Origin of the sequence: Frankia sp. AgB1.9, from assembly GCF_016786355.1 — a bacterium.
Taxonomy (GTDB): domain Bacteria; phylum Actinomycetota; class Actinomycetes; order Frankiales; family Frankiaceae; genus Pseudofrankia.
This window is the reverse complement of the sequence record NZ_JADWYX010000002.1, coordinates 66,725-82,134: the sequence shown is the minus strand read 5'-3', so window position 1 is coordinate 82,134 and position 15,410 is coordinate 66,725. Positions and strand designations below refer to the sequence as shown.

15 protein-coding genes are annotated in these 15,410 nt (G+C 72.6%); 7 read left to right on the top strand and 8 right to left on the bottom strand.

What is annotated here, in order from left to right; translation table 11 throughout:
* Positions 1 to 729: DUF2064 domain-containing protein (locus I6A60_RS01220; protein WP_203055535.1), on the bottom strand; the 729-nt coding region annotated here is incomplete at its 3' end.
* Positions 726 to 1,406 (bottom strand): glycosyltransferase family 2 protein, encoded by a 681-nt coding sequence (locus I6A60_RS01215; RefSeq protein WP_203022034.1) that lies wholly within the window; start codon positions 1,404 to 1,406, stop codon positions 726 to 728. The genes I6A60_RS01215 and I6A60_RS01220, both read right to left, overlap by 4 nt.
* 154 nt (positions 1,407 to 1,560) lie before the next feature.
* Here I6A60_RS01215 and I6A60_RS01210 point away from each other — a divergent pair, with 154 nt between their 5' ends.
* Together I6A60_RS01210 and I6A60_RS01205 are read left to right on the top strand one after the other, a co-directional pair.
* Positions 1,561 to 2,772 (top strand): cell wall metabolism sensor histidine kinase WalK, encoded by a 1,212-nt coding sequence (locus I6A60_RS01210; protein ID WP_203022033.1) that lies wholly within the window; start codon positions 1,561 to 1,563, stop codon positions 2,770 to 2,772.
* Positions 2,773 to 2,858: 86 nt separating this feature from the next.
* Positions 2,859 to 3,902, top strand: coding sequence for an SDR family NAD(P)-dependent oxidoreductase (locus I6A60_RS01205; protein WP_203022032.1), 1,044 nt, complete (start codon positions 2,859 to 2,861; stop codon positions 3,900 to 3,902).
* Here I6A60_RS01205 and I6A60_RS01200 read toward each other — a convergent pair.
* The 6 genes from I6A60_RS01200 to I6A60_RS43255 form a co-directional block, all read right to left on the bottom strand.
* The gene (locus tag I6A60_RS01200) at positions 3,836 to 4,375 is read right to left on the bottom strand and encodes a hypothetical protein (protein WP_203022031.1); all 540 of its coding nucleotides are present in this window, start codon (positions 4,373 to 4,375) and stop codon (positions 3,836 to 3,838) included. The two genes, I6A60_RS01205 and I6A60_RS01200, sit on opposite strands and share 67 nt — an antisense overlap.
* A gap of 127 nt (positions 4,376 to 4,502) precedes the next feature.
* Positions 4,503 to 5,159: a hypothetical protein gene (locus I6A60_RS01195; RefSeq protein ID WP_203022030.1), complete on the bottom strand. Its 657-nt coding sequence runs from the start codon at positions 5,157 to 5,159 to the stop codon at positions 4,503 to 4,505.
* A gap of 176 nt (positions 5,160 to 5,335) precedes the next feature.
* Complete coding sequence (locus I6A60_RS01190) at positions 5,336 to 5,974, bottom strand: response regulator transcription factor (RefSeq protein ID WP_307838654.1); 639 nt, start codon at positions 5,972 to 5,974, stop codon at positions 5,336 to 5,338.
* Positions 5,895 to 6,569: a hypothetical protein gene (locus tag I6A60_RS43260; RefSeq protein WP_307838646.1), complete on the bottom strand. Its 675-nt coding sequence runs from the start codon at positions 6,567 to 6,569 to the stop codon at positions 5,895 to 5,897. The genes I6A60_RS01190 and I6A60_RS43260 overlap by 80 nt, the downstream gene beginning before the upstream one ends.
* A complete protein-coding gene (locus I6A60_RS01185; RefSeq protein WP_203022028.1) occupies positions 6,566 to 7,786 on the bottom strand; it encodes a molybdopterin-dependent oxidoreductase in 1,221 nt (406 codons plus the stop codon). The genes I6A60_RS43260 and I6A60_RS01185 overlap by 4 nt, the downstream gene beginning before the upstream one ends.
* Before the next feature lie 48 nt (positions 7,787 to 7,834).
* Positions 7,835 to 9,160 carry a TetR/AcrR family transcriptional regulator gene (locus tag I6A60_RS43255; RefSeq protein ID WP_307838645.1) on the bottom strand — a complete coding sequence of 442 codons (1,326 nt, stop codon included), beginning with the start codon at positions 9,158 to 9,160 and terminating at the stop codon, positions 7,835 to 7,837.
* Positions 9,161 to 9,561: 401 nt separating this feature from the next.
* Between I6A60_RS43255 and I6A60_RS01175 the strand changes: the two genes are divergently transcribed.
* The 5 genes from I6A60_RS01175 to I6A60_RS01155 are packed head-to-tail and all read left to right on the top strand — an operon-like array spanning position 9,562 to position 15,347.
* The gene (locus I6A60_RS01175) at positions 9,562 to 11,214 is read left to right on the top strand and encodes a nitric oxide reductase activation protein NorD (protein ID WP_203022027.1); all 1,653 of its coding nucleotides are present in this window, start codon (positions 9,562 to 9,564) and stop codon (positions 11,212 to 11,214) included.
* A 48-nt stretch (positions 11,215 to 11,262) separates the two neighbouring features.
* The gene (locus tag I6A60_RS01170; protein WP_203042345.1) at positions 11,263 to 12,132 is read left to right on the top strand and encodes a CbbQ/NirQ/NorQ/GpvN family protein; all 870 of its coding nucleotides are present in this window, start codon (positions 11,263 to 11,265) and stop codon (positions 12,130 to 12,132) included.
* Positions 12,129 to 13,250 (top strand): spirocyclase AveC family protein, encoded by a 1,122-nt coding sequence (locus tag I6A60_RS01165; protein WP_203016469.1) that lies wholly within the window; start codon positions 12,129 to 12,131, stop codon positions 13,248 to 13,250. Before I6A60_RS01170 ends, I6A60_RS01165 begins: the two co-directional genes overlap by 4 nt.
* Entirely contained in the window at positions 13,243 to 14,121 is an 879-nt protein-coding gene (locus tag I6A60_RS01160) for an SDR family oxidoreductase (RefSeq protein WP_203016467.1), read from the top strand. Before I6A60_RS01165 ends, I6A60_RS01160 begins: the two co-directional genes overlap by 8 nt.
* A gap of 11 nt (positions 14,122 to 14,132) precedes the next feature.
* On the top strand, positions 14,133 to 15,347 hold the full coding sequence (locus I6A60_RS01155; protein ID WP_203016465.1) for a cytochrome P450: 1,215 nt from the start codon (positions 14,133 to 14,135) through the stop codon (positions 15,345 to 15,347).
* Positions 15,348 to 15,410: the final 63 nt, after the last annotated feature.

The following is a 15,410-nucleotide window of genomic DNA, read 5'->3' as shown; positions in this document are numbered from 1 at the left end:
GGGGGGGGGCGCCGGCGGCCACCGCCCCCCCCGCGGCCGCCCCGCGCCCGCCAACGGGTCCGCGGTCCGGTGGGCGTCGCGCACGGTGGCGGCGAACCGGCCGTGCGGGACGAGCTGGGCGACCGCGTCGGCGTCGGCGACGGTGTCGACGTCGCGCAGGACGGGCAGCGTCGCGACCCGCAGGCCGGCGTGGTCCAGCCGTTCCCGCTGGCGGGCTCCGGTGTCAGGCCGGGAGGTCGCGACCCCGCGCAGCAGTCGGCCGTCGGGGCGACGCAGGCCGAGCGCCCACCAGCCGCCGTCAGCGGCCGGCCCGAGCACCGCGTCGACGTGGGCCAGCGTCCGGCAGGCGTCGGCGAGCAGCGTCGCGGTGACCTGCGGGGTGTCCATGCCGATCAGGAGCGTCGGTCCGGTGACGGCGTCGAACGCGGCGGCGAGCCGGGCGTCGAACGGTCCCTCGCCCTGGGGGATCACCTCGATCGGGACGCGCAGCCAGGCGCCGACGGCGCCGTCGAGAACGAGGACCGGCCTGACCGGCCCGAGGCCGGGAACGCGGGCCAGGCCGCGGACCGCCGTCAACGTGTCCGCGATGGCCGACTCGGCCACGGCCGCGGCCTGCGCCGAGGTGAACGGGGGTGTCAGCCGGGTCTTCACCCGACCGGGGACCGGTTCCTTCGCCACCACCAGCAGGGTGATCGCCGGCGTGGCCGCTGCCGGACGTCGAGTGGTCATCGCAGGCTCGCCAGCGCGGCCGTCATGTCCCGCACGGTGCGGGCCGTGCCGAGTGGCGTCCCGGTCACCTTCGAGCGGCCGACTCGGGGGTGGTAGGCGACGTCGGTCTCGGTGATGCGCCAGCCCGCCTGCGCGGCGCGCAGCAGGAGCTCCAGCGGGTAGCCGAAACGGCGGTCCGCCACGGGCAGGCCCAGCAGCTGGGTGCGGCGGGCGGCCCGCATCGGCCCGAGGTCGTGGACCGGGACGCCGCGCCGGCGCAGCCGCTGGGCGACCACCGCGTTGCCGAGCCGGGCATGCGGCGGCCAGGCCCGCGCGGAGGTGGGTCGGCGCCGCCCCAGGGCGAGGTCCGCGCGTCCGCCGGTCAGCTCGGCGACGAGCTCGGGAAGCTGCCCGGGATCGAGCGAGGCGTCGGCGTCGCACACACAGACCACGTCGGCGTCGGCCGCGAGCAGGCCGGCCTGTACGGCCGCCCCGTAGCCACGCCGTGGCGCGTCGACGACCACCGCGCCCCGCTGGCGGGCCAGCTCCGCTGAGCCGTCGCTGGACCCGTTGTCGGCGACGATGGCTCGATAGCCGGATGGAATCCGGCCGAGGACCCAGGGGAGTGCCTCGGCCTCGTTCAGACAGGGCAGCACGACGTCGACTGACACCGCCGTCTCGTGACTTTGCGTGAGCATGATCACGACTCTAGTGACGGTCCGCCAACATCGACCCTTACCGAATAAGGAACTCCGACCAGCGCTGCCCGGCTGCCCCGGGCTTTCTTACGAATCCCTGACGGCTCGCCCGGGCGTGGGCCGCGTCGGGCTGCGGCGGCCTATCGTCGCGGGTATGAGCGCCGATCTGCAGGTCGTGGGGATCGCCCTGGCCTGCTCGGCGGCCGTCGCGCTGACCGGCGTTCCCCTGCTTCGCGTCCTGCGCGCCCGCCCGCTGTGGGCCACCGCGGGTGTGCTGTGCGTCGTTCCGATCGTCGCGGTCGCGGTCGGCGTCGTCGGGACCGCGCGCGCCATGTTCCTCTCACACCACGACCTGCGCGTCGTCCTGATCGTCGTCGCCGTCTCCGCGGTCGTCGCCGCCGGCGTGGCGGCGGGCCTCGGCCGGCCGCTGGTCACGGCCACCAGCCTGCTGACCCGGTCGGCGGACACGCTGGGTGAGCCGGTCTACCGGCAGGCCGGGCGGCTCCCGACCGCCGAGCTGACCGCCCTCGCGGAAACGCTCGACGCGACCCACCAGCGCCTGGTGGAGTCGCGCGGACGCGAGCGCGCCTTGGAGGCCAGCCGACGCGAGCTGGTGGCCTGGATCAGCCACGACCTGCGCACCCCGCTGGCCGGCATCAGGGCCACCGCGGAGGCGATGGCGGACGGGCTCGTGACGGACGCCGCGACGACCGAGCGCTATCACCGGCAGATGCTCGCCGACGCCGAGCGGCTGACCGGCATGGTCGACGACCTGTTCGAGCTCGCCCGGCTCCAGGCCGGAGCGCTCGAGCTGGCGGTGGAGAAGGTCTGCCTCGCCGACATCGTGTCCGACGCCGTCGCGACCGTCGATCCGATCGCCCGCGCCAAGCGGGTCACCGTCACCGGCGACACGGACGACGCCGTCTACGTCGACGCGGACGCCACCCAGGTCAGCCGGGTGCTGATCAACCTGCTGGTCAACGCCATCCGCCACACCCCCGACGACGGCACGGTCGAGGTCAGGGTCGGCTGGGAGCGCGACGCGCCAGGCGGCGAGGGACAGCGCGGCGAGGGACAGCGCGGCGAAGGACAGGGCGCGCTCGACGAGGGCCGGGCGATCGTCGCGGTCGCGGACCGGTGCGGCGGCATCCCCGCCGAGGACCTGCCCCGGCTGTTCGACCTCGGGTTCCGCGGGGAGAGCGCGCGCACGCCGGGCGACGGTGGCGATCATCCGCACCAGCCCCGGGTGCGGTCCGGCATCGGGCTGGCGATCGTCCGCGGCATCGTCGAGGCCCACGGCGGCGACGTCACCGTCCACAACCAGCACGGTGGCTGCCGCTTCGTCGTCGCCCTGCCGGCCGCCTGAAGCCGGGCCACCTCAGGCCGTCGCCCCGAACGGGGTTCCGCGACTCGTAAGATCCATGGCGCCGGTCTGCCATTAGCGTCGCGGACATGCGGGTTCTCGTCACCGGCGGCGCCGGCTTCATCGGTTCCCATATCGTCGACGCCCTGGTCGACGCGGGTCACACGGTGCGGGTGCTCGACGCCCTGCTGCCGGCCGTGCACCGCGTCAAACCCGAGGTCAACCACGCGGCTGAGTTCCGCACGGGGGACGTGACCGACCGGGTCGCGGTCGAGGCGGCGCTCGACGGGGTGGACGCCGTCTGCCACCAGGCGGCGATGGTCGGCCTCGGCGTCGATCTGGACGACCTGCCCGTCTACGCCACCCACAACGACCTGGGCACCGCGGTCCTGCTCGCGGCGATGGCCCGCCGGGGGGTCGGCCGGCTCGTCCTGGCCAGCTCGATGGTCGTCTACGGCGAGGGCGGTTTCCGGTGCGCGACCGACGGGCCGGTACGCCCGGGTGCCCGCCGGCCGGCGGACCTGGACAGCGGGCGGTTCGAACCGCCGTGCCCGCGGTGCGGCGCGCCGCTGCGGTCGACTCCCGTCACCGAGGACGCGCCGCTCGACCCGAGGAACGTCTACGCGGCCACCAAGGTCGCTCAGGAACATCTCGCCGCCGCCTGGGCGGCAGCCTCCGGCGGTACCGCCGTCGCGTTGCGCTACCACAACGTCTACGGCCCGCGGATGCCGCGGAACACTCCCTACGCCGGCGTCGCGTCGCTGTTTCGCAGCGCGCTGGAGCGCGGGGAGGCGCCCCGGGTCTTCGAGGACGGTGGCCAGCTGCGTGACTTCGTCCACGTCCGGGACGTCGCCAGCGCCAACCTGGCGGCACTGGCGCACAGCTGCGAGGGTGGCCGGTTCGTCCCGGTCAACGTCGGCTCGGGGCAGGCCCACACCGTCGGTGCGATGGCGGGCGCGCTGGCCAGTGCCTTCGGTGGGCCACGGCCTGTCGTCACCGGTCAGTACCGCGTCGGCGACGTCCGCCACATCGTCGCCTCCTCCGACCGGGCCCGGGAGCTCCTCGGCTACCGGGCGGCGGTGACCTTCGAGGCAGGGATGACCGCGTTCGCCCACGACCCGCTGCGTGCCTGACCCGCGGGCGGATCCAGGGATCGACAGGTGGCCTCGAGCAGGGCGTCGACCAGGCCGGCTAGGTCGGCGGCGGTGGCGGCCACGCGTTCGTAGTCGCAGGACGCCGGTGTTCGCGCCTCGGCGCCGCCAGCCACGGCGAGGACCGCCGCGCGGACGCTGTCCAGCGGGCCGCGCAGGTCGTGCCCCGCGCGCGTGACCTCACGCCGGTGCTGTCGATCCGCCTCCGCCTTCCGCGCGAGGACGTCGAGGAGCCGCAGATGCGCGGTGTCGAGTGCCTCGGCGAGCCGGGCCAGTTCGGCGCTCGTCCGGGGCCGCAGGCGTCGGTAGGCCGGCTGGCCGACGGCCAGCGCCCCGTCGTGGACGAGGTGCAGCTCGGCGCGCAGGCGGCGGATGTACCGGGCTGCCAGGACGGCCGCGACCGCGGCGAGCAGCAGGGCGGCCGCGCTGCCCGCGCAGGCGGTTGTCACGTGCATGCGGCTGCTCCCTGCGAGTCCGCACGGCGGCCTTCGTCGGGGGCCGCGTGATGGACCTCCGCGGCGGGGGCGAGGCGCCGGTTCGCCGGGCCCGCCCCCGCTGCGCGAGGTGGTGTCGGGCGGGCGGTCAGCTCGCGGTGATGTGCGCGATGCCGATGAGCATCCCGGCCTTGAACGCGGTGACGCCGAACGTCGTGTTCAGCGCGCCGGCTGCCGTGCTGGTCAGCTCGACCTTCGTCCCGTCGAGCTTCGCGTGACCCTGCGCGTCCTTCGTGATGGCCAGATCCGTGCCGTCCAGGTTGAACAACGGGACGCGAGCGTTGTTCATCTGCACGACCTCAGCGGTCAGCAGCGAGGTCCCCGGGTTCACGTCGAAATTGTCGACCGTGAGGGTCTTGCCATTTCCGGTGAAGGTCAGACCGCTGCCGTCGTGGTGGATGATCCCCTGGACATAGGGTGTCACCTGGCCCTTGGGATAGATGGTCACATTCCCGCCGGTGATGGGAAATACCAGGGTCGGTCCGTACTGGGAGGTCAGTGTGCCGGTGCCGGACGGTGCCACCGCCACCCCGAGGCTCTTGAGGGCTGCCAGCGTCGCCGGCTCGACCGCGACCGCGGTATCCACCCCGGTGACGCTGGCGATCGTCGCCGCCGGGGTGGGACTGGAGGAAGCGGCCGTGGCGGCGGACGCGGCGGGGCCGTCGCTGCTGCCACCGCAGGCCGCGAGCCCGACGGTGAGGGAACCGGCGAGGACCGCGGAGGTGGCCAGGAATCGGGTGCGCATTGATCTCTCCCATTTGTGAGGCGACGAGAGAGATTCGGAGCCCGCATCCCGCGGGATTGGTCGCTCGGCCACAAACTGGAGAAAACTTCTTGGCGCCAGCCAGGAATTTCACGCGGCCCCGCGGGCGAAGGCGCATAACCAGAACGGTAAGGCTTAAACCAGTTCGAGTGGTTTATCTACGCCGCTGCCGGGCCGGGCGGCTCGTAGCGGTAGCCGACGCCCCAGACGGTCACCAGGATCGACGGCGACGAGGGGTCGGCCTCGAGCTTCTCCCGGAGCCGGCGGATGTGGACCGTGACCGTCGACTGGTCACCGTAGGACCAGCCCCAGACCGTCTCCATCAACTCGGGCCGCGAGAACGCCCGGCGCGGGTGGCGGACGAGGTAGGCCAGCAGGTCGAACTCTCGGACGGTCAGCGCGATCGCGCCCTGCGCACCCCGCACCTCGCGGGCAGGCAGATCGACGACGAACGGGCCGACGTCGATCACGCCACCGGCCACCGGCGTGAGTGGGCCGGCCGCCCGGCGCAACACCGACTGGACCCGCAGCGTGAGCTCCCTGGGGGAGAACGGCTTGGTCACGTAGTCGTCCGCGCCGTACTCGAGGCCGACGATGCGGTCGTGCTCGGCACCCAGCGCGGTCAGCATCACGACGGGCACGGGCCCGGTCTCCCGGAGTCGCCGGCACACCTCGAGACCGTTGATGCCGGGCAGCATCAGGTCGAGGACCACCAGGTCAGGCGGGGTCGTGGCCGCGGCCGCGAGGGCGCCGGGGCCGTCGACGGCAAGGTCGACGTCGTACCCGGCCCGTTGCAGGTAGCGGCTCAGGACGTCGGCGACGGTCGGATCGTCGTCGACAATCAGCACCCGGGCCATGGGCCCAGGCTAGGCGGTCCCGGACCGGGCGCGGCGAGCGTTCACCGCCCTGTAAGAACCTCCGGCGCCGCAGGACGACCATGGCGGTGGCGGCGCCGAACCAGACCACCCCGAGCACGATCAACAGGTTCCGCACGTACGGCAGCGGGTCGACGGTGACATTGCCAGGATTGCTCGTGTACCCGCGCCACAGGGGGAGGGACATCAGGGCCACGCTGCCGCTGACGAACAGGGCGACCTGCACGACGGCCCGGTAGGGCGCGGGAATCAGCCGCGCCAGCAGCCAGCCGATGACCGCGATGACCGGGATCAGGACGGCGTCGTGGAGCACGATCGCGACGATCGCCCATTTCAGCGAGTAGAGCGGGTTGGTCAGCCGAGGCGCGCCGAGTGCGCCGTGCACGCCATAGAGCAGTCCGGCCAGGCCGATCAGGACGAACGCCGCCCGCACGATCCGGACCGTCCAGCCGGGTGAGCCGCGCCCGGCGACGGCGGTGGGGCTCGGCTGGTCAGTCGGCGGGTCCGGCGCGGTCACGGCAGCATCACGATGCGGTGTATCCATTTGGTCTGTAGGACGCCGGGTCGGTTGGGCGCGATCAGCCGGGCCGGATAGCCGTGGTCGAGCGCGAGTCGCTCGCCGTGAAGACCTGTCGCGATCAGCGTGAGGGGATCGCGGGCGTGCGACGGGTTCACCTCGCTGAGCCGGTACGGCCCGGAGGACTCCAGCGACTCCACCTGAACGCTGCGTCCGTGCGGGACCTCCGCCTGGTCCAGCAGATCCCGCAGCCGCACTCCCGTCCAGGTGCCGTCGGCCGACCAGCCCTCGACGCAGGTGATGGGCAGGTGGGAGGTCACGTGCGGCATCGCCATCAGGGCGGCCAGGCTCAGCGTGAACGGGCGGGGCCCGACGACCTCCAGCGTGTAGGCCGGGTCGCGGGCCGCGGTCAGTACCCGGGCGCCGGCCGCCGTCTTGTTCACCGGCAGGCGTTGCGGGCCGAGATCTGGCTTGCGCGGGGCGAGCAGCGCCACGTCGGACAGCCCGGGAACCGACTGACCGACCGTCACCACCGTGATGAGCCCGGAGGCGGCGGCCACCGCCGTCAGCAACCCGCGACGCGACAGGCCGCCCCCGGGCGGTTCGGGAGTGCTGATCCGGTCGGTCGTCCCGGCGCGGAGCGCTTCCGCCGCCCGAGCCTCCCGGCCCGGTCCGACGTTCGCCCGGACGGTCACGATCTTCGCCCCGACGTGGATGAGCAGCGCCCCCATCGTCACCCACGCGCCCCAGTAGTGGGCAACCGTGAAGAAGAACCGGAACGGGTACCACTGCGCGATGTTCGCGATTCCGGTCGAGAGCTGGAAGAGCGCTCCACCGATCAACGGAACGATGGACAGGCGTTCCAGGGCGCCGGCCACACTGCGCAGCGGCGGCCACTTCCAGAACAACGGCGCGACCGTCCACAGCTTTGCCAGCAGCAACGGCACCGTCGCGAGGCCCGTCGCCACGTGCAGCCCCTGCGTGACGCGGTAAAGGCTGACGGGCCGGGACGGCCATTGCAGCCACGGCGCCGGGTGCTGCATGAAGTGCGAGACGAGACCGGTGACGAAACAGGTCGTGAAGGCGATCCCCAACCAGATGCCCAGCAACGAGGCGACCCTCGGATCATGCAGTCGGCTCGGGAAACGGCCCGCCCGCAGCGGGCCGCGCCGCAGGGTTTCAGGTGGTGGCGGCAACGGCCTGGTGAACGGGTTCACGTCGAGTCACGCTAGATCGCCGCCGGCCGGCCGCGGCCCCGCGGCGCCTTACGGAACGAGGAAGCCCGCTGCCCCCACGGCGCCTCGGCCCCGATCGACGCGCCTTCCGTCCGCCTCGCGGTGCTCGGTCGTGCGATCCACCGCGCCGCGCAGAACGGTGTCTCGCGAGAGCGCGCGCGCGGCCTGTGTCCCGGCGCTGTGCACGATGTTCTGCGGCATCCAGATCACGCTGAACAGGCACCGCGCGCGCAGGTCCAGCGAGGCGCCGTCGAGATGGAAATCGCCGGCCTCAATGCCGCCCGCCAGCAGCGATTTCACCTGCCGCAGCTGGGTGGGGAACGTCCAGGTGAGGTCGGGGCTGTCCGGCGGGGCCTCGCGGAGCCCAGCGAACTGGATCTTGAACTCCTCGCTGAACCGGGTCATCAGGTTGATGTCGAACCACATGAGGGCGTCGAGCCGCTCGACCGCGGACGAAGGAGCGCGCAGGACTGCCCGCCAGCCGGCCGTGACCTGGGCGACGTACGAGGCCATGATCGACGTGAGGAGGCGTTCCTTCGAGCCGATGGCGCGCGAGACGCTGCCGGTGCCGAGGCCCGCGGCGGCGGCGATGTCCCGGATGGTGGTGGCCTCGTACCCACGGCGGCCGAACTCGACCCTGGCGATCGCCCGGACGACCGCCTCGCGGTCGTTCTCGTCGGCGCCGGGGTCCGCGTCCCAGCTGGTGATCAGCTTGTTGGCCGCGAGAAAGGCCGGTGCCTGGTCCAGCTTCTGGTCAGGCGGGGCGTCGACCGCGAGGCCGTCGAGCAGGATGCGGCACTTGATGGCCGCGATGCGGTGGCCGCCGGGCAGGCGGTGGGAGACCCCGATGCCGACGTGCAGCATGCTCTGGCAGAGCCGGTCGGCGAGCAACGCGAGATCGAGGCCTGGGCGCAGGTAGCCGCTCGCCCGGCCGGCCCGCAAGGCCTCCAGCATGGCCGCCTGGATCATGACGGGTGCCCGGGCCGCGCGCTGGACCAGTTCCTCGCTGGACCCGGCGGGTGGCTCGTAGAAGGTGAGGAGCAACGCGGCGCGGTGTCGTACCGCGCAGGCGGCTATCGCCTCGCCGAGCCCGATGATGATCTCGGCCGGCAGTCGGTCGTTCGGCTGCTGGAGCGCTTCGAGGGCCGCGCTGGCGACGTCGTCAAGGTCGTTCTGGTAGCGCCTGACCAGCTCGACGATGATCGCGTCTTTCGAGTCGAAGTGGTGGTAGAGGCTGCCGGGCAGGATGCCGCAGGCGTCCGCGATGTCCCGCAGCGGTGTGCGCACGCCGGTGGAGGCGAACAGCGCCGCGGCCGCGTCGAGGATCTCCGCCCTGCGCGCCCCGTCGATCGCCACCGCTTCCGCTCCTCTGCCCGCTCCTGGTCACGACGGTTGCCCGTTCCTGGCCACGACGGTACTGACCCGGTCGCGCTCGAAGCGCGGGTTGCCCGCCCCCGTCCTGGAGGTAGCTGTCGGGACCTGCTCTGGCTGGGCACGACGTCTGGACTTTAGGTTCGGGACAACTGTTTGGTCAAGGCGTGTCCTGGGGGGTCGCAAACCGGGTCAGCGAACGGTTGACGGCACCATGGCCGACACCTACCTTTCGGGACAACATTTTGTTCGTGCTCGTGGGGGCTGGGATGGAGGCGCGATGTCGCTCGTCGTCGTGCGCACGATCGGCGCCGCTCGCGGGCAGTGCCGCCCGCGATTACCCGTCGGGCTGACGTGCCCCTGCCCAGCCTTCGGGACGTGACGGGGTGGATCTGGAGCACCTGAGCCTGCTGGCCTCGGCCCTGGGCGGCCGCTCGCTGCGAGTGGCACCGGCCGGCCGCGGGGAGCGGGCCTGGACGGATGGCGCGACGGTCTTCCTTGACGCCGACGCCGGTCCGCGTGGCGCGGTGCTGGCACTGGCGGTGCAGGCTTCCCTGCTCGCGGCCGGCAGCCTGGCGCCCGACGTGCTGCGTGAGCTCAACCGGCACCCAAAGCTGGCGGACCGTTACCTCGCGGTCGAGGGCCATCGGGCCCTGGCGGCGAACGCGGACGTTCTTCCGCCAGCCGCGCGCGGCCTCGTCGACCAGGAGGTCGCCGCTCGTAGCGGTTCTCCGGCGGCGTCCCTGGCCGCGGCCCGCGGCCGGCAGCCGATCGACGCCCTACCCGAGCTCTTCGGGGCGATCCACCCGCGCAGAGTCGTCGCCGCGGGGATGCCGGACGCGGCCCCGACGCGTGACCTCGCCGCGCGACCGGGCCGGAAGCCGGAGCTGGCCGAGCTCACGGAGGACGCCGACGAGGTCGGGCCTGTCCTGCAACTGCTGGCGAGCCCCGTCGGCGGCGGCGGTCCGCTGGGGCGACTGCTGGCGCGGATGTTCGGCCCGGCGCGGGCGCCGGGGGCTGGGCCGGCGGGCGCGGACGCGCCGACGCATCGCGGACGCGGCGGCGCGAGGGTCGGTCGTCCGGCTGTGTTCGCCGGCCGCCTGGCGATGCCGGCGGGCGGCCCGGACGACGTGCGCGGTCAGGGCTGGCGGTATCCCGAGTGGGACGCCTATCAGCGCCGGTACCGGTTGGACTGGTGCACCGTGCGGGAGACCGTGGCGAGGATTGAGCCGGACGCTCCGGCGGTCCCGCTCGACGGTGCCGCGCTGCGCCGGCCGCTTGCCCGCGTCGGCCTCGGCCCCGACCGGCGCCGGCGCCAGCTGTCGGGCGACGAGCTCGACATCGACGCGCTGGTCGACACCATCGTCGCGACGCGAGCCGGTTCGGCGCCCGGTGCTGCCGTCTACGTCGACAGCCTGCCGCGCCGCCGTGACCTCGCGGCGCTGGTGCTTCTCGACTGTTCGAGCTCGGCGTCGGCGCCCGGTGCGACCGGGGTCTCGGTGCACGAGCAGCAACGTGCGGCGGCCGCGGCCCTCCTCGGCGCGCTGCACGACCTTGGTGACCGGGTCGCCCTCTACGCCTTCCGTTCCCAGGGGAGGTCGGCCGTCCAGCTGCAGGCCGTGAAGCGGTTCGAGGACGCCCTGGACACCCGGGTCGCGCGGCGGCTGGGCGGCTTGGCGCCCGGTGGCTACACCCGGCTCGGCGCGGCGATCCGGCACGGCGCCCGGGTACTGGAGAACGACGGCGGTACGGCCAGGCGCCTGCTCGTCGTCCTGTCCGACGGCCTCGCCTACGACCACGGCTACGAACCCGACTACGGCGAGGCGGACGCCCGGCGGGCACTCGCCGAGGCTCGCCGGCGTGGGATCGGCGCCGTCTCGCTGAGCTTCGGCGCGGGCACCGACGCCGCGGCCCTGCGGCGGGTGTTCGGGCCGGCGGCGCACGCGGTGATCTCGCGGCCCGAACACCTGCCCCGCGTCGTCGGACCGCTGTTCCGCTCGGCGTTGCGGGCGGCCGAAGGGCGGCGCCGCGCGGCCTAGCGCCCACTGCCAGCACCGAGCAACCAACGCGGGTGAGAGGAGAACGGTATGGGACGCGGCGTGCGGCCCTACTACGTGCCGGCCGGCGACGAGGAGCAGGTATTCAAAGCGGCCTTTCGGCAGAAGCTGGCGATCCTGCTCAAGGGGCCGACGGGATGTGGGAAGACCCGATTCGTCCAGGCGATGGCGCACGACCTGGACCGGCCGCTGGTCACGGTCGCCTGCCATGACGATCTGACGACCGCCGATCTGGTCGGGCGGTTCCTGCTGCGCGGCGGTGAGACCGAATGGGTGGACGGGCCGCTGACGAGAGCCGTGCGTGACGGCGCCATCTGCTACCTCGACGAGGTCGTCGAAGCCAGGCAGGACACGACGGTGGTGCTCCACCCGCTCGGGGACCACCGCCGGCAGCTTCCGATCGACCGCCTCGGACTGACCCTCGACGCAGCCCCCGGCTTCTGCCTCGTCGTCTCCTACAACCCGGGATACCAGAGCGTGTTGAAGGACCTCAAGGACTCGACCCGGCAGCGCATGGTCGCCATCGAGCTCGGCTTCCCCCCGGCCGACGTCGAGGAGAAGGTCGTCGCGCACGAGGCCGGGGTCGACGCCGAGACGGCCGCCCGGCTGGTGCTGTTCGGCCAGGTGATCCGCCGCCTGGAGACACCGGGACTGCGCGAGGTGGCGTCCACCCGGGTGCTGATCGCCGCCGGGCAGCTGATCACCGAGGGACTGACGCCCCGGGCAGCGGCCCGCGCCGCGATAGCCGGCCCGCTGACGGACGACCCCTCGGTGACCGCCGGCCTCATCCAGATGATCGATGTCTACCTCGACGAAGACCTGGCACCGGCCAGAAGGAACGGAGACCTCGCCAGTGTGAACTCGCCGCTCGTCGGCCGCTTCGGGGAGGTGGGACGGTGACCAGGACGATCGCGCCCGCCGCCGCCACGCCCGGCGTCGTTCGCCGGCGCCCCCCGTTATGGCTGTTACTGATCTTCGCAGCCCTGAACGTGGCGCTGCTGGCCGTGCTCTACAACGCGCGCCGCGGCGCGGTGGCCGGGCGGATCACCAACCGGGAGGTCGTGGGAGCCCCGCGCCCGGTCAGGTTCCTGTTCGGGAAGTCGGACTGGATCGTCTTCGAGGAAACACAGCTCGCGCTGACGGTGGTCGTCGTCGTGGCGGTCATGGTGGTCTACTGGCGGCGTCATCCGCGGCATCCGGTCCTCCTGATGCTGCTCGCGGCGACCGGCATCGTCTGGCTGGACCCGGTGATGAACTGGGCGCCCTACGCGGTCTACAACCCGCAGCTCACGCACTGGCCGGAGACCTGGCCGCTGGTCTCGCTGGCGCCCACTGTCGAGCCGTTCCTCGTGATCGGCTATCTGACCTTCTACGCCGGGCCCTACTTTCCGGCGATCTGGATCCTGCGCCGGCTTCAGGCCCGCCGACCACTCACCTCGTTCGTCTCCCGGCATCCGCTCGTCACACTGAGTTTGATGATCTTCGTAATCGGCTTCGTGTACGACGCCGTTCTCGAGATCGTCTGCGTGCGTACCGGGCTCTACATCTATTCGCAGGTGATCCCGTTCGGCTCGCTGTGGGCGGGCAAGTACTACCAGTTCCCGCTGCTGTGGGAGTCCTCGCTCGTCACCCTCGTGATGATTCCCGCCGGTCTACTGGTGTACCGCGACGACACCGGGCGTACGAAGGCGGAGAAACTCGCCCTGCGGCTGCGCGTCTTCGCCCGGCGTCCCGCGCTCGGGACCTTCCTGGTCATGTTCGTCATTCTCAACGTCGCCTATCTCGCGTACGGCGCCGGATTCGCGATCATCCGGGACACGAAGTCGGCGACGTCCGTCGCCTGTCCCTGGCCGTACCCGGAGGCCAAGGTGTACGACCCGAACGGCTTCTACGCCAAGGCCGGCCAGCCCGGCCCCTATTTCGCCGGCAACTGGTCCGGCTGGGAGAGCGGCCAGTCCGGCCGTCCCGACACGTCCACGCCGGCGAGCGGCGGGCGCTGCGGCGGCGCAGATGGCTGAGCCGTCGAACCAGGGGCAGCCGCGCAGCGTCGTGATCACGGGCGCGTCCCGCGGGCTCGGGCTGGCCTCGGCCGCCTACCTGTACCGGCAGGGCTGGCATGTGGTCGCCGCGATGCGGACGCCCGACGCGGGCCTGGCCCGCCTGCGAGAGGCCACCGGCGCGCCGCCCGACGACCCCCGCCTCACCGCCGTGCGCCTCGACCTCGACGACGCTGGGTCGATCACCGACGCGGCGCGGGCGATCGAGAAGGCGGTCGGCTCGCCCGACGCGGTCGTGCACAACGCGGCCTTCATGGTCGCCGGCTGCGTCGAGGAGACGCCGCCCAGCGTCTGGCGGCAGATCCTGTCCACCAACGTGCTGGGGCCGGTCCATCTCACCCAGGAGCTGCTGCCCGCCATGCGCGCCGCCGGGCACGGCCGGATCGTCGTGGTGTCCAGTGCGGCCGGCGTCCGCGGCATGCCGACGACCAGCGCCTACTCCGCCTCGAAGGGCGCACTCGAACGGTGGGCCGAGGCCCTCGCCCAGGAGATCGCCCCCTTCGGGCTGGGCGTGACCGTGCTCGTGCCCGGCACGTTCGACACCGGGCTGGACGAGACCGTCACCTATGCCGACCCCGCCGGGCCCTACGCCGTACTGCACGCCGGGCTCGCGCGGGCCGGCGAGCGCGTCCTTCGATCCGTCAGCCCCCCGGAGGCCTTCCCGCCGGGACTGGCGCGGGCGCTGCGCGACCGAGCTCCCTTCGCCCGTCACCCGGTGGGCGGCGACGCCCGCCTGCTGCTCGCCGGCCGCGCGCTGCTGCCGGACCGGATCTTCCGAGCCCTCATCGGGAAGGCCATCGGCCTGCCCCGACCCGGCTCCCTGCGAACCTGAGGAGACCGACGATGAAGCTGTTCGACGACCTCGACGACTTCGGGAGCTTCGACGACGCCGTCGCGGGCGACGTCCGGGACCCCTACCCGGAGCTGGCCCGGATGTGGCGTGACGAGCCGGTCCAGCGGCTCGACTTCTCCGACATGCCTCACGATGACGCGAAGCCGATCTTCTTCGTGTACCGGTACGACGACATCGCCCGCGTCCTGCGCGACAACGAGACGTTCTCCTCCTCGATCATCCTCGACTTCTTCGGGGACGCCCTCGGGCCGCACGTCATGCTCGGGATGGACGAGCCCGAGCACCGTCGCCACCGCGGTCTGGTCGCGGGTGCGTTCTCCCAGAAGGCGATCGCCCGCCGCGAGCACGGCCTCGTCGACCGGATCGCGAACGAGCTCGTCGACCAGTTCGCCCGCGACGGCCGCGCCGACCTCGTCCGGCAGTTCACCTTCCCGTACCCGACCCAGATCATCGCGAGCCTGCTCGGCCTGCCCCGCGAGGACTACCCGCGCTTCCAACGCTGGTCGATCTCCCTGCTGAGCATCCTCACCAACCGGGAACGAGGGCTGGCCGCCGCCGAGGCCCTCAAGCAGTACTTCGCCCCGATCCTCGCCGACCGGCGCACCGACCCCCACGATGACCTGATCAGTGACCTCGCGGTCGCGGAGATCGACGGAGAGCGGCTCTCCGACGAGGAGATCTTCTCGTTCCTGCGCCTGCTGCTGCCCGCCGGCGTCGAGACCACCTACCGGTCGACCGGCAGCCTGCTCTTCGGCCTGCTGTCGCATCCGGACCAGCTCGACGCCGTCCGCGCAGACCGCTCCCTGATCCCGCAGGCGATCGAGGAGGCGGTGCGTTGGGAGCCGCCGCTGCTGTCCATCACCAGGGTCGCGACTCGTGACACCGAACTGTCCGGAGTCGCGATCCCCGCCGGCTCCGCTGTCATGCCGATGCTCGGCTCGGCCAACCGCGAGCCCGAACGCAATCCCGAACCCGACCGCTTCGACATCTTCCGCTCCGGGCGACAGCACATCTCCTACGGCCACGGCGTGCACATCTGCCTCGGCATGCACCTCGCCCGCCTCGAGATGCGCGTCGCGCTCAACACCCTGCTCGACCGGCTCCCCGACCTGCGCCTCGACCCCGACGGCGACGACCCCCACATTCACGGCCAGGTGTTCCGCTCGCCCACCTCACTCCCCGTCCTGTTCACCCCGTCGGCGTGAACCACGGGTTTCCGCACGCCCGGGGAATTCTCACCGCGTCGACGGCGGTGGCCCGCCTGGCTC

Excerpts from the sequence above, each read along its gene's own strand:
- I6A60_RS01215 (WP_203022034.1), bottom strand. The coding sequence starts at position 1,406 with ATGCTCACGCAAAGTCACGAGACGGCGGTGTCAGTCGACGTCGTGCTG.
- I6A60_RS01210 (WP_203022033.1), top strand. The coding sequence starts at position 1,561 with ATGAGCGCCGATCTGCAGGTCGTGGGGATCGCCCTGGCCTGCTCGGCG.
- I6A60_RS01205 (WP_203022032.1), top strand. The coding sequence starts at position 2,859 with ATGCGGGTTCTCGTCACCGGCGGCGCCGGCTTCATCGGTTCCCATATC.
- I6A60_RS01200 (WP_203022031.1), bottom strand. The coding sequence starts at position 4,375 with ATGCACGTGACAACCGCCTGCGCGGGCAGCGCGGCCGCCCTGCTGCTC.
- I6A60_RS01195 (WP_203022030.1), bottom strand. The coding sequence starts at position 5,159 with ATGCGCACCCGATTCCTGGCCACCTCCGCGGTCCTCGCCGGTTCCCTC.
- I6A60_RS01170 (WP_203042345.1), top strand. The coding sequence starts at position 11,263 with ATGGGACGCGGCGTGCGGCCCTACTACGTGCCGGCCGGCGACGAGGAG.
- I6A60_RS01160 (WP_203016467.1), top strand. The coding sequence starts at position 13,243 with ATGGCTGAGCCGTCGAACCAGGGGCAGCCGCGCAGCGTCGTGATCACG.
- I6A60_RS01155 (WP_203016465.1), top strand. The coding sequence starts at position 14,133 with ATGAAGCTGTTCGACGACCTCGACGACTTCGGGAGCTTCGACGACGCC.